Annotated in this window: 5 protein-coding genes; 1 reads left to right on the forward strand and 4 read right to left on the reverse strand. The window is 60.8% G+C overall.

The window, feature by feature from the left end:
* Positions 1 to 7: 7 nt before the first annotated feature.
* The 3 genes from AB4N48_RS03315 to AB4N48_RS03325 form a co-directional block, all read right to left on the reverse strand.
* On the reverse strand, positions 8 to 4,999 hold the full coding sequence (locus tag AB4N48_RS03315; protein ID WP_460094793.1) for a dermonecrotic toxin domain-containing protein: 4,992 nt from the start codon (positions 4,997 to 4,999) through the stop codon (positions 8 to 10).
* 186 nt (positions 5,000 to 5,185) lie between these two features.
* Positions 5,186 to 8,305, reverse strand: a complete 3,120-nt coding sequence (locus tag AB4N48_RS03320) for a transglycosylase domain-containing protein (RefSeq protein WP_460094794.1) — start codon at positions 8,303 to 8,305, stop codon at positions 5,186 to 5,188.
* A 1,386-nt stretch (positions 8,306 to 9,691) separates the two neighbouring features.
* Positions 9,692 to 10,150: an REP-associated tyrosine transposase gene (locus tag AB4N48_RS03325; RefSeq protein WP_056790088.1), complete on the reverse strand. Its 459-nt coding sequence runs from the start codon at positions 10,148 to 10,150 to the stop codon at positions 9,692 to 9,694.
* A gap of 474 nt (positions 10,151 to 10,624) precedes the next feature.
* Between AB4N48_RS03325 and AB4N48_RS03330 the strand changes: the two genes are divergently transcribed.
* Entirely contained in the window at positions 10,625 to 12,046 is a 1,422-nt protein-coding gene (locus AB4N48_RS03330; RefSeq protein ID WP_076564019.1) for an amino acid permease, read from the forward strand.
* Between the two features lie 77 nt (positions 12,047 to 12,123).
* Here the strand turns inward: AB4N48_RS03330 and AB4N48_RS03335 are convergent, their stop codons facing one another.
* The gene (locus tag AB4N48_RS03335; RefSeq protein WP_460094796.1) at positions 12,124 to 13,743 is read right to left on the reverse strand and encodes an FMN-binding glutamate synthase family protein; all 1,620 of its coding nucleotides are present in this window, start codon (positions 13,741 to 13,743) and stop codon (positions 12,124 to 12,126) included.
* Positions 13,744 to 13,943 lie beyond the last annotated feature (200 nt).

A 13,943-nucleotide genomic window follows, 5' to 3' on the forward strand; every position in this document is an offset into this window, starting at 1 on the left:
GATGGTTTCAGAGTCCGGCCCTGTCGAGGGCTTCGCGACTCAAGGCGCGGGATAGCTCGTTGCGCTCGTAGCTGATTTTGTCGGCCAGCTTCCTGTACTCCCGGTCGCTGCTGAACACCTGGCTGTCGAGCTGACGGAATTTTTCTTCGTACAGGCGCAGGTTCTCCTGATAACGGTCAGGATAGGTATTGCGCAGGTAATCCTCCCAGAAAGGATCGGTATAGAGATCGATCATGCCGTTGACCAGGCCATCCCCCTGTTCGCGCTGGATGATTCTCTGGTAAGCCGCGTTGAGCTTTTCCTCGCTTACCCCGGCCCGAGGCTGCACAGGCATGCCCCCCGCTTGCCAGGGCAAATCCAGACGCTCGCCCAGGCCCGCTTCGAACGCCCGATGAATCTGAATTTCGTCCGGGGCCGGCAGGCGCGGATCAATCAGGTGTTGCTGCTGCTGGCGACTGACCTCCATGGCGGCCTCATCGCTGACCCGATCAAGCCGCGCTGCGCTGCGCGCCAGTCGCACGAGTCTGTCTTCCAGCTGCGAGGCCGATGCCGTTTCGTTGTAGGCCTTGGATACCAGGACTTTGAGCCCCAGTGAATTGAACAGCTGCTGGCCCAGATCAGCGCAATCCTGTGCAGACACGTTCTGCTCGAAGAGCTTTTTGCGCAGATGTTCGTCGAGCGCCGCCGCATCGACCATGTCCCAGACCCGTGCGGTCAAATTCCGCCGCCCCGCGTCAGTCCCGTAATCGGCGGATTCGCGTTGCTTGCGGATCACGCTGAAAAAGCCGGCGGAATCAGGCTCGGCCATCAGGTCATGCCAGGACTGCTCGCGGTATCGGCTGAAGGCTGCCGAAGGGTGGGACGGATCCGCATTGGCGGGCATCAACTTCCAGTAATCAAGCTCATCGGCGGCGGCGGATGAATAACCGGGCACGACGCTCAACCCTACCGACTGGCGATACTCGCCAAGACGCCGCAACTGGTCACCGTCGAATTTGGCAACACTGATCCGTGCGCGAGCCAGCAGGCGCGCCTGATCGCTACCGGGTTCGACCCGGGGCAGGGTGTCCAGCGGATTGTCTCGCATGTCCAGGTAGAACCCCTTCGGGCGCTGCCGTATCTGTCCATCGACTTCAAGCCATCCTGCCGGCCAATCGCGAATGCGCGTATTGACCAGGTTCAGTTCGACCAGTTGCTCCATGCGCCCGATATCCGGCGGCACACGCAGGTTGTTGCCATTGAGATTTAGGCTGTGCAAGCGGGTGAGATTGCTCAGGCGCGTGCTTGAGTCATAGGTCAGTTCAATGCTGTTGTGCGACAGATCCAGCGTCTGCAACTGATGCATTTTCCCGAGGGCAGCCGGCACCTCCTTGAAACCGCAGCGTTGGGCGCTCAATTGCCGCAGATTCGGGAAACTCGCCAGCAGGCTGTCCGGTGTGGTTGAAAGCGCAACGTTGGTGATGTTCAGTCCGGTAATCCGGTCGAAGTATTGCTGCGTCCCGGGACGCCGTCGCAAGTCGCGCCACCATGACTCAAGGTTCGGTAGCGGCAGTTCGGCTGAAAGGTCCAGCGTATAGCCGTGTTCCGGATGGGGATTGCGTGCGCCGGGCCGTTCGTTCTCGCGTTTGAAGCACTTCCTCAACTGCTGCTCGATGTACAAGCCGCCCTCGCGGACGAAATCCGTTGGCAGCGCGATCAGTTCCCCGTTGTCTTCAATGACGGGGGTGTAACTGCTGCGCCAGCTGTCGAGGGCGTTGTCGAGCACTTCGCGTTCGCGCTCAAGGTCGGCGATGGCGCGTTCGCTGTTGCCCTTTTTTTCCAGCGTCATCAGGAAACCCGCGACCTCTCTGTCGTTGAGTTTCGGGTACAACTGTCTGAGCCGCTGTTCCGGGGTTTTTGCCGCCCAGGGCCAGCCGCGTAGAAGAATCTCCGTCTCGCGGGGGGCGACCGTTCGGATCGGCGGTTGCGCCAGAGCAATACGGCGTTCGGCTGGCGGGGCGCTTTGTTCCATGATCCACAGTTTCAAGGCGCGGCCCTGACCGCGCTGATAACCGGTACTCGCCAGCGTTTCGAGCGGTACGGCGCGCAGGATGGCTTCGTGGAAATCGCTACTGTCATGCAGCACCTGACCCTTGGCGTCGCGCACTTCATAACGGCCTTCGCCACGCCTGAGCAGTTGCCTTACGGTGCTGGCGTCTTGCGGCCCGACACTGCAGCGCAACGGACCGTGCGGGCTGCCGTCGAACACTTCGATGCGCAGGTCGGCAAAGGTGTCGGTGTGGATTTTCAGCGTATTGAGCGCCAGGCGTTCGGTCTGTTCGGTCATCAGATCGTCCCGATAAAAACCGTCGTACGCGCGACTGGCCGACGCCTCGAAATCCAGCTCCCGGGCCTGATTCTTCAGGCGTAGCGGCAAGTGCTGTTCGTCGCTGATGCGTTGCCGTTCGGCGACGCGAGCCTGGCTCAGAACCGTCTCGGCCAAGGGCAACGGCAGATCCGGAAACGACTGTCTGATCACCGCTATCTCGGCGTCGCCGCTGCGCTGCCCGGCCTGGTACAGATGGCGGGCGACGGCGCTGCGCTGCTCATTGAGCGCGTCGGCCAGTTGACTGCGCAGGACCTCGACCCGTTGCTCGGCAGTGACCATCGGGCCGAGCAGATGATTGAACTCGTCGTCGCGCAGGAACCCGGCGACCCGCTCGGGCAAGTGTCCGGCGTTGAGATCAGCCTGGCTGATGCGCAACGTGTCGGCTTCGGACGCCAGCGCGTTGCCGTATTTATGCGAGTAGCCGGTCAGGTCCTGACGCGCGAAAACCTCCAGCGCGCGTCGCGGCGGCCAGCCCGGCAGGCTGGTCAGCATCGGCTCCAGCCATACCGCATCGGCATCGATCGGTTTGCCGTTACGCAGGTTCTGCGCAGCCTCGATGACATCCTCGTATGCACTGACGCGCCTGACCGTGTCGGCCAGCAGCGGCGGTGGCGGGCTGTTGTCGCTGTGCATGCGACGCAGTTCATCGTGGCTGGTGCCGCTGCTGCGCCGGATGTCCTCCAGTTGCACAGGCGTGAAGCGCTCGACGCTGTGACCCAGGCGAGGCATCAGCCGGGCGTCGGGCCAGTCGCCTGGCGATTCTGCTTCATGCAGCCAGGCGCCGTGACCGTTGTGTTCGATCCGTGGCTGGTAGGCATTTTCTCGATTCGGATGTTTGATCCGGTGGGTTTTGCTGGTGGCATCGGCGGAGGCTTTTTCCACCACATAGAGCTTGCCTTCCAGCGGCAGGACGCTGGCGCTGGCATGTTGATGCAGGCCGTGACGATCGGGCTTCGATTGCGCTGCCAGGCTCAGCTCGTCACGTGCATAAGGGCTGAGGTCGCGATGCCACAGGCTTGGTTTGCCGTCGGGCAATTTGACCGGTTGCATGGCATCGACCTGCGGTGAGAGTTTTATCCGCAACGTTTCGCCAATCTGCGCGCCGGCGCCGAACGCAGCCAGTTGAATGACATCGGTCACCACACTGATGACATGTCCGGCAGCTTCCTCCCAGACGCCTTCGGCCAGATCGACGATGCCTTCAATTACATCGCTGGTCAGTTGATAGGCGGTATAGGCCATCATCACCTCGCCCAGGCCAGGCACAAAGGGCGTGGCAATCAGCAGGGCGACGTTGAAGATGTCCGAGACGATCCGCTTGAAGTTGTCCCACCACGCCCAGCGTGCGTTGCTATCGGCATCGGCGGTCGAGACAGCGATTTGCCGCGCATCATTGATGACCTTGTTGAGTTTCTGCTGATAGACGTGCCGCCAGTAATCGCCCTGCAACGGCAAGCGCGTGAACTGCAACCTGGGCTTTTCCACCGGGTCCTTGCGCCACACCGGGCGCTGGTCGGTGCTCTGCTCGCGTTCGTGATGGCGGACGACGAACAACCGCTGTTCGAGTTCGGCAAAAAAATGCCCACGTTGCTGCTGATCGACAAACTGGCTGAAGAATTGCCGGTACGTATGCCCGGTCGAGGCGCTCAGGCGGTCCTCGCGCAACTGGCGGGTCAGTTCTTCACGAAACGCAGCCAGCGACTCGTACTCCTTGAGTGGATGATCCGGATCGTGCGGCACGTAGACGATCAGGCGTCGAACGCCACGACTGTCGGGGTGGCCATGCATCAGCAACAGAATGCCGGTCAGGCGGGTACCGAGCATGGACAGGTCATTGCAGCGAATCGAACGGTTGTTGAGACGCAAGCGCGGGTTTTCCTCTGTGCTGAAGCTGAGCACCATCCTGAAGGTGTCGTACTGGATCTCTGCCTTGAGCAAGGCGATGTGCGCCGCGACGGCGAGGGCGTCTTTGAGGCTGGTGCCGATCTTGTATTGCAGAAGGCTCTCGGCCAGCGCTTCGCCGGGCAGCAAGTAGCCCTGCAAGTGCCTGGCATATTGCCCGCCCAGGTCGAGGTCGCGGCACAGTGTCTGGAACTGGCTGATGGGCATCTGGTTTTTGAGCGGCAAGACGTCGAAGTGGCCGCGCGCATCAGGCTGGCTGATGTAGTCCGAGCCTGCGCCGACTGTCTCGTTGGCGGCAAAATTGTGCAGAGCGGCATCGAGCAGTGAGACCGTACGGGTCGTCGAACCGTCGACCACGTCGATTGCATACCAGGGACTGCTGGCGGGGATATACAGGCGCAGCCAGGTCTTCCTGACGTCCGGCTCGATGCCATGGCATTGCTTGATCCTTGCTTTGAGCAGCGGCTCGGCGAAGGCGTACAGGTCGGTCCTGGCCAGCAGATGATCGACCTTGTTCTGCGAGTCCCAGGCCTTGAGATTGGCGGCGGCGAGTCGGCTCGCATACGTACCGGGTGCGCTGTACCAGGGTTCGCGCTTCAGTGGCGTGGCGGCGAGTGCCAGGCTGCGGCTGAGCGTTGCAGTTTTGAACGGCGCGCTGACAGCCGATTCGATGAACGCGTAATGCCGGCCTTTGTCGGCGGCAGCGGCAGGCTGAGGGGAGTCAGACATGGCCAATCATCCTTGATTGTTTGAGGAATGATCAGCGTACCGGCGGCAGGGCAAAACAAAAGTTCAAAGATCGGGAGCCAAACGTGTGATCGCCTCAGCGATGCGACAAGAATTCGAATCGGAACAATGCACGAATACCACCTTTTGCGCCGATGGCCTTCGGCGCGACGTGCAGGCCATGTTCGGTCAGTGCAGCGCCGATGCCACCACGGGCGCCTGTGGCGGTTGGCACTGTGAGTCGCTGCCCGGTTGCAGATACGGCGTGAGAATCGGCGCCATGCCTTTGAGTACCTGCGTGGGCAGAGCCGAGGTGAACTTGAAGTTCTCCGCCGAGCGCCCCGGGACGAACGCGGTGAGGGTGCCGAAATGGTGGTCGCCGATGTAGAACACAAAGGTCGCCGTGCGGTTGATCGACTTCGAACTGATGATCCGCCCGCCAGACCCGATCGCCGCAATGCGGTTATCGCCGGTGCCGGTCTTGCCGCCCATGGCCAGCGGTGTGCCGTCGGGCAGTTTGAAACTGCCGGACAGCCTTCTGGCGGTACCGGCGTCGACCACTTGCGACAGCGCCTCGCGCATGGCCCGGGCCACTTCCACTGGCATCACGCGTTTGCCCACGTGCGGGTCGTTGATCAGCCTGGTTTCATACGGCGTATCGGCAGCAAAGTGCAGGCTGTCGATGCGCAGCGTCGGCATGCGCACGCCGTCATTGAGAATGGTGCCGATCAGCTCGGCGAGCGCGGCGGGACGGTCGCCGGAACTGCCGATGGCCGTGGCCAGTGACGGCACCAGGTGATCGAACGGGTAGCCGACTTTCTGCCAGCGCTGATGAATGTCGAGGAACGCTTCGATCTCGAGCATGGTGCGAATACGACTGTCGCGCGCACCCTTGTGCCGGCTCTTGAACAGCCAGCTGTAGACTTCCTGGCGCTCGAAATGGCTGGCCTTGACGATCTCGCTGAAGGTCGCTTCCGGGTGATGCAACAGATAACCCATCATCCACAGGTCCAGCGGATGCACCTTGGCGATGAAGCCTTGGTCAGGCAAATCGTAACTGCCGGGGCCATAGGAATCGTAGAGGCGGATCAGACGGTCGTCGGTGAGTTTTTCGTTGAGCTTGGAGCCCTTGAGGTGCGAGCGCACGAAACGGTTGAAGTCTTCCTGACTGGCCTCCGGCAGCAGATAGCGATGCACCGCCGCCATGCGGATCGGCGTCGGGCGGATGCTGTCGAGGAAGGTTTCCAGGCGCGCCTGGGTGTCCTTGTTCTTGTACTTTTTCCAGAATTTGAGCAGGAACGAGGTGCCTTCGCGGTCGGCGAAACTGGCCAGGTATTCCTGACGGCGCGGATCGCGATCATCCTTGAGCAATTCGCCGTTGGGGCCTGAGTAGGTGGTGTAGCGGACGATGTCGCGCATCAGCCGAATGAACGGCAGGTTGATCGACTCGCGCAGCGAATCGCGCAGGGTCGGCAGGCGACCGTTGTCCTCTTTGCGGAAGTTGTTGAATCTGTGCAGCCCACCGCCGGTAAAAAACGCCTCGCCGGGGCTGGCCGAGTATTTGCGATCCAGCGCGGCGCCGAGCAGCTTCGACAGGTCGTGATCCTTGTTCTGGATCAGGTAGTCGATGACCCAGCGGCTGAGGCGGTCCTGATCGGGCACTTCGACTTTTTTCAATTCTGCCACGCCCATCGCGCCGTATTTGTCGTGCAGCTCGGCGACGATTTGCAGGTACGTGGTCAGCACACGCATTTTCGCCGTCGAGCCGAGTTCGAGCTTGCTGCCTTCGTTGATGTCGAACGGCTGATCGGTGCTGTCGGTCTGCACGCGCACCCGCGAGCCGTCCGGGGTCAGTTCGAACAGTGTGAAGCTGTAACGCACTTGCGTGGTGCTGGTCGGCGTCAGCAAGCGTTCGCCGAGCAGACCGATTTCCGCGGCATAGGCCGGGTCGGCAAGTTTCTTCAGATAAGCCGTGGCCTGCGTTTGTAGGTCGCCCTGCAGGGTGCTGGTGGCCGACAGGTCGAGGCGATCGAGGTCGTACAGCGGGCGATTGAGCATGCTCGCCAAGCGGCTGCGGGCAACACTGATGCCCTTGTTGGTTTCAATCGGCTGCATCGTTGGCTGGGTCTGCCAGTCGCGATACGACACGGTGCTCGCCAGCGCAGCGTCAGCGAGGGCGCTGTCGATCACGCCGTTCTGCTTGAGCAGGCGCAGGTGGCTGTCGGTGAGGCTGGCCAATTCGTCGCGACCCTTGGTCAGGTAATGCGAAGGGCGGCGCTGGGCGATCATCAGCGAGAGCATTTCACGCAAGGCCAGGCCTTTGGCGGCCATGGTCTGCGGGTCGGTCTTCGGGCTGTTCAGTTGCTCGTTGGCCTTGTTGAAATCGCTGCCGTACCAGACCCGCAAACCTTCGGCCATGCCGTGCACTTCACCGTGGCCGGGCACCGCCGAGAGCGGCACGCTGTTGAGGTAGTCGCGCACGATGTTCTGCCGCGAACCGAGGGTCTGCGGGCCATCCTGATAGGCGCGCACGCTGGCGGAAATCATCTGGCGGATCTTCTCCGCGCCCGACACGGTGAGGCCGTCGGGCGAGTGGCGATACTTCTCCAGTTGCGTTGCCAGGGTGCTGCCGCCGGCCGATTGCCCGGGCAGGTGCAGCAACTTCGCCACTTGCGACCACGCGGCCATGCCGAAACGCGGCCAGTCCACCGCCGGGTTGGCCAGCGGCTGTTTCGGGTCGAGGAGAAAGCGGTTTTCGATGAACAGCAGGCTGCTGACCACCACCGGCGGAATCGCCGCGAAGTCGGCATACAGTTGCTGCGGATAGTTGTATCGATACAGCGGCGCGCCTCGGCAGTCGGTGATCGACAACCCCGCCTGGATCTTTTCCGAATACGGCACGAACAGGCCTTTGTCGGTGTAACCGAGCAGGGCGGGGGAGAAGCGCGTCTGCTCGGTGATCACGTAATTGCGCTTGAGCAGGCGCGGGAGGAATTCGTCCAGAGAGCTGTAACCCAGGCGCAGATCGAAAGGGCCGTTGCCCGGATAACGAATCGCTTCGCTGGGACCGGGTTCCAGTTTGTAGGTCAGCGAAGCGGCGTACTGGCTCAGCTCCCGCGCCTGAAAGCGCGAAGTGCGCATTTCCTTGGACGCGGCGAGCCCCACCACCACCGCAATGATCAAAAACAGCAACCAGAAAGCCTTCCACCCGTGCCGCTGACGACGAGGTTTTTCAGGGACAGGCGCTTCATTCACACGTTCAGTCTGAACCACGGTTTTACTCGAATCGGTTTGCCACAAAGCGCCCATAGTCGACTGATCCATTCACGCAGATTGATCGGACTTGTCTGAAGCTTAGACGGTGGTTGGAGCCGGTGAAGAAAATGTGCAGAGCGGAGGAGACGGCTTGTCTGAATAACTGGAACACACACTGTGGCGAGGGGATTTATCCCCGCTGGGCTGCAAAGCAGCCCCAAAACCTGCCAGCACGGTTTCTACAGGCACACCGCATGTGAGCAAGTTGCGCCTGCTGCGCAGCCGAGCGGGGATAAATCCCCTCGCCACAAAAAGGCTGTTCACATGCCGGGATGTTGTCAGTGTGAGGGATTCAGGCGGCTAGCCGATTTATCAGTCATGCGGGGACTCCCTGTGGCGAGGGGATTCATCCCCGCTGGGCTGCAAAGCAGCCCCAAAACCTGCCACCACAGTTTCTACAGGCACACCGAGTCTGAGCAAGTTGCGCCTGCTGCGCAGCCGAGCGGGGATAAATCCCCTCGCCACAAAAAGGCTGTTCACATCCCCATGATGTGTCTGTGCGAGCGATGGACTCCCTGTGGCTAGCAGATTCATCAGTCATGCGGGGACTCCCTGTGGCGAGGGGATTCATCCCCGCTGGGCTGCAAAGCAGCCCCAAAACCTGCCAGCACGGTTTCTACAGGCACACCGCATGTGAGCCAGTTGCGCCTGCTACGCAGCCGAGCGGGGATAAATCCCCTCGCCACAAAAAGGCTGCTCCCATCCCCATGATGTGTCTGTGCGAGCGATGGACTCCCTGTGGCTAGCCGATTTATCAGTCTTGCAGGGACTCCCTGTGGCGAGGGGATTTATCCCCGCTGGGCTGCAAAGCAGCCCCAAAACCTGCCAGCACGGTTTACGCAGGCACACCGCATGTGAGCAAGTTGCGACTGCTGCGCAGCCGAGCGGGGATAAATCCCCTCGCCACAAAAAGGCTGTTCACATCCCCATGATGTGTCTGTGTGGGCATGGATTCAGTTGGCTAGCAGATTCATCAGTCATGCGGGGACTCCCTGTGGCGAGGGGATTTATCCCCGCTGGGCTGCAAAGCAGCCCCAAAACCTGCCACCACAGTTTCTACAGGCCCACCGCATGTGAGCAAATTGCGCCTGCTACGCAGCCGAGCGGGGATAAATCCCCTCGCCACAAGGATGCTGTTCACATCCTCATGATGTGTCTGTGCGAGCGATGGACTCCCTGTGGCTAGCCGATTTATCAGTCATGCGGGGACTCCCTGTGGCGAGGGGATTTATCCCCGTTGGGCTGCGAAGCAGCCCCAAAACCTGCCAGCACGGTTTACGCAGGCACACCGCATGTGAGCAAGTTGCGCCTGCTACGCAGCCGAGCGGGGATAAATCCCCTCGCCACAATAGATGCACTTATTCCAGAGAGCTGTTGCGCTCAGAGCCAGCAGGTATCCCAAAGCGGGTAATCACCGAGGTTATCGACCAGCCCGGCTCGCAAGGGATTATTGATGATATAGCGGGCGATGGGCTCCAGGTCCTCGCCGTCACGGATCGCTCGGTCATGGTAGCCGGTTTGCCACAGCGGTCCGTGACGTCCGGTTTTTCTGTTAACCGCATGCGTACAGCGAGCCTTTACACCGCCAATGACTTCACCAAGTGAGCCGCGTTGCAATTGCATCAGCCAATGAAAGTGGTCAGGCATGACAACCCAGGCGATGGATTGCGCGACTCCTTGCTCATGAGCCCGGCGCAGTTCTGCAACCAGTAATCGGCCTGTCCGCCAATCTGCAAATACAGGCTGGCGTTCGTGGATGACAGAGGTGATGAAGTAGGCACGACCGTTTTCCGAGAAACGACCTTGGCGCAGACGGTGGGAATTGGGGCGGACTGGCATGTGAGCTTCCTTGCATATGCTCCTGACTTTTTCAAAGGTTAGTGGTTGGCCGCCCCGGTCGGCGCTGCAACTGTTGAGCGAAATTTCTGAATCCGCCGGGCGATTTATCCGTGATCAAGCGCGAGGGGAGACATCGCGCGGTGAATCAAATGCACCGGGGCTGGAACATGACGCTGCACCATGTCTGTGCAATACTTCGCGGCTTTTTCAGTGGCGACTTTTCCTACGTAATGCAGGTAATGCCTCTCCGCAGAACCCACTATTGCCGAGAGTTGTCGCTGAATGTTGTGACTTTTAGAGTGAAAAATCCTGCCCTGAGCTTTTTATACTGCACGCCCCGCTGATCTTTCAGGCCTGCCCTGCAAGACGCGTCTGCCCACGAAGCCGACGCGGTTTCCTGCCCAGCCAAGGCCTATCGGCCGACGCTTCGAAACCCGGTGGTCATATCCAATAACAAGACGAGGTTGTACCCCTATGCCAGTTGGCAATCCTCTGCCGCACGGCGACACCGCTTCGGGCGGTCCGCTCAAACGTGAACTCGGCGAACGGCATATCCGCCTGATGGCGCTCGGTGCCTGTATCGGCGTCGGTCTGTTTCTCGGTTCGGCCAAAGCCATCCAGATGGCCGGTCCGGCGATCATGCTCTCTTACATCCTTGGCGGTCTGGCGATCCTGGTGATCATGCGCGCGCTCGGCGAAATGGCCGTGCACAACCCGGTGGCCGGCTCGTTCAGCCGCTACGCGCAGGATTATCTCGGTCCGCTGGCCGGCTTTCTTACCGGCTGGAACTACTGGTTTCTGTGGCTGGTGACCTGCGTCGCGGAAATCACCGCCGTGGCCGTGTACATGGGCATCTGGTTCCCCGATGTGCCGCGCTGGATCTGGGCCTTGGCAGCGCTGATCAGCATGGGCTCGATCAACCTGATCGCAGTCAAAGCCTTCGGCGAATTCGAATTCTGGTTCGCCCTGATCAAGATCGTCACCATCATCGCCATGGTCATTGGCGGCGTCGGCATCATCGCTTTCGGTTTCGGTAACGATGGCGTGGCGCTGGGCATTTCCAATCTATGGGCGCACGGCGGTTTCATGCCCAACGGCGTGACCGGTGTGCTGATGTCACTGCAAATGGTCATGTTCGCCTACCTCGGTGTCGAGATGATCGGCCTGACTGCCGGTGAGGCGAAGAACCCACAGAAGACCATTCCTGACGCAATCGGCTCGGTGTTCTGGCGGATCCTACTGTTCTACGTCGGCGCGCTGTTCGTCATCCTGTCGATCTACCCGTGGAATGAAATCGGCACCCAGGGCAGCCCCTTCGTGATGACCTTCGAGCGTCTGGGCATCAAGACCGCTGCGGGCATCATCAACTTCGTGGTGATTACTGCGGCGCTGTCGTCGTGCAACGGCGGCATCTTCAGCACCGGGCGCATGCTCTACAGCCTGGCGCAGAACGGTCAGGCCCCGGCGGGCTTCGCCAAGACCTCGAACAACGGTGTGCCACGCCGGGCACTGCTGCTGTCGATCGCGGTGTTGCTGCTGGGCGTAATGCTCAACTATCTGGTACCGGAAAAAGTCTTTGTCTGGGTCACCTCGATCGCCACCTTCGGTGCGATCTGGACCTGGGTGATGATCCTCCTCGCCCAGCTGAAATTCCGCAAAGGCCTGAGCGCCAGCGAACGTGCCGGGCTCAAGTACAAGATGTGGCTGTACCCGGTCAGCTCGTACTTCGCGCTGGCGTTTCTGGTACTGGTGGTCGGCCTGATGGCGTACTTCCCGGATACCCGCGTGGCGCTGTATGTCGGGCCAGCGTTTCTGGTGTTGCTGACGGTGTTGTTTTACGTGTTCAAGTTGCAGCCGAATCAGGTTTCGCAAGACGCGGTGCGTTCGATTTCGTAAGTTCCAGCCGCTGAAAAAAACAAAGCCCCGGTCGCAAGATCGGGGCTTTTTTGGTTCGCGCGAGCTGATCGCCAGTCTTACGCCGCTACCACTTCCTGCGGCTCAAAACTGTCCGCCCGCGCCATCTGCCACATCCGCGAATAGAACTCGCCATTCACTTCGCCGGTAAGCAATTCCCCCGGTTTCAGAAATACATGCAACTGCGAGAACAGTTTGATCTCGGTCGCCGACATGCGTCGTACCAGATGCTTGGCCGACAGTTGCGACGGATGCTCAAGCCCGGCCGCCGCGAGCATTTCCGCCAGTGCTTTGAGCGTGCTGCGATGGAAGTTGTAGACGCGCTGGGCTTTGTCCGGTACCACCAGAGCGCGTTGGCGCAAGGCGTCCTGGGTGGCAACGCCGGTCGGGCATTTGTTGGTGTGGCACGACTGCGACTGGATGCAGCCGATGGCGAACATGAAGCCGCGCGCGGAGTTGGCCCAGTCAGCGCCGATGGCCAGCACGCTGGCGATGTCGAAGGCGCTGACGATCTTGCCGCTCGCACCGAGTTTGATCTTGTCGCGCAGGTTGAGGCCGACCAGCGTGTTGTGCACGAACAGCAGGCCTTCGCGCATCGGCACGCCGATGTGGTCGGTGAATTCGACAGGGGCTGCGCCAGTGCCGCCTTCCTTGCCATCGACGACGATGAAGTCCGGAAGAATGCCGGTTTCCAGCATGGCCTTGGCAATGCCCATGAATTCCCACGGATGGCCGAGGCAGAATTTGAAGCCCACCGGTTTGCCACCGGACAATTCGCGCAGTTGCTGGATGAACTGCATCATCTCGATCGGCGTTGAAAACGCACTGTGGCGCGACGGCGAGACGCAGTCCTCGCCCATCAGGATGCCGCGTGTTTCCGCAATCTCCCTGGTGACCTTGTGCTTGGGCAAGATCCCGCCATGGCCGGGTTTGGCGCCCTGGCTCATCTTGATTTCGATCATGCGCACTTGCGGATTCTGCGCCTGCACGGCGAAGCGCTCAGGGTCGAAACGGCCGTCGCTGGTGCGGCAGCCGAAATAGCCGCTGCCCAGCTCCCAGGTCAGATCACCACCGTGTTCGCGGTGATACGGGCTGATGCTGCCTTCGCCTGTGTCGTGGGCGAAGTTGCCGAGTTTCGCGCCCTGGTTCAAGGCGCGGATGGCGTTGGCGCTGAGCGAGCCGAAGCTCATTGCCGAGATATTGAAGATCGACGCCGAGTACGGCTGCGTGCATTGCGGACCCCCGACAATGACGCGGAAACCGTTCGGGTCACTCAACGGCGCCGGGCGCATCGAGTGGCCGATGAATTCGAAGCCGGACTGGTAGACGTCGATCAGCGTGCCGAACGGTTTGTCGGCGGTTTCGTTTTTCGCTCGCGAGTACACCAGCGAACGCTGCGCGCGGGAGAAGGGCAGGGCGTCGCTGTCGGACTCGAGCAGGTACTGGCGAATCTCCCGGCGGATGCCTTCGACCAGATAACGGATGTTGCCCAGAATCGGATAATTGCGGCGCACTGCATGGCGCGTCTGCAACAGGTCGAACACGCCGAGCAGGCTCAGCACAGCGGTGACGGCGGTGATCGGCCACAGCCAGTCATGTTCGAGAAAGGGCAGGCTGGCGAGGGTGAAAATCACGCAGACGGCAAAGAAGGCGTAGCGGCTCAGCAGCGACAGGCTCATACGGTTTCCTTGGTTCGGATTGTTTGTGGCTGGCAGGCATATTGCGCCAACGACGGAACCGTGAACAGGCAGACGTCCCTCTCCTCGGCTACATCGGAGCCGTCTCGCTTACGATGCCAGTTGACTTGGCTGTTGACCGCGAGAAGCAGCCATGCAGCAATACTGGTGGGCAAACTTGTGGCATTGACGAACGCCTTCGC

This window comes from Pseudomonas sp. S2_C11, from assembly GCF_054668395.1.

Coding starts and splice junctions, on each gene's coding strand:
- AB4N48_RS03320 (WP_460094794.1), bottom strand. CDS start 8,305: ATGGGCGCTTTGTGGCAAACCGATTCGAGTAAAACCGTGGTTCAGACT.
- AB4N48_RS03330 (WP_076564019.1), top strand. CDS start 10,625: ATGCCAGTTGGCAATCCTCTGCCGCACGGCGACACCGCTTCGGGCGGT.
- AB4N48_RS03315 (WP_460094793.1), bottom strand. CDS start 4,999: ATGTCTGACTCCCCTCAGCCTGCCGCTGCCGCCGACAAAGGCCGGCAT.
- AB4N48_RS03325 (WP_056790088.1), bottom strand. CDS start 10,150: ATGCCAGTCCGCCCCAATTCCCACCGTCTGCGCCAAGGTCGTTTCTCG.
- AB4N48_RS03335 (WP_460094796.1), bottom strand. CDS start 13,743: ATGAGCCTGTCGCTGCTGAGCCGCTACGCCTTCTTTGCCGTCTGCGTG.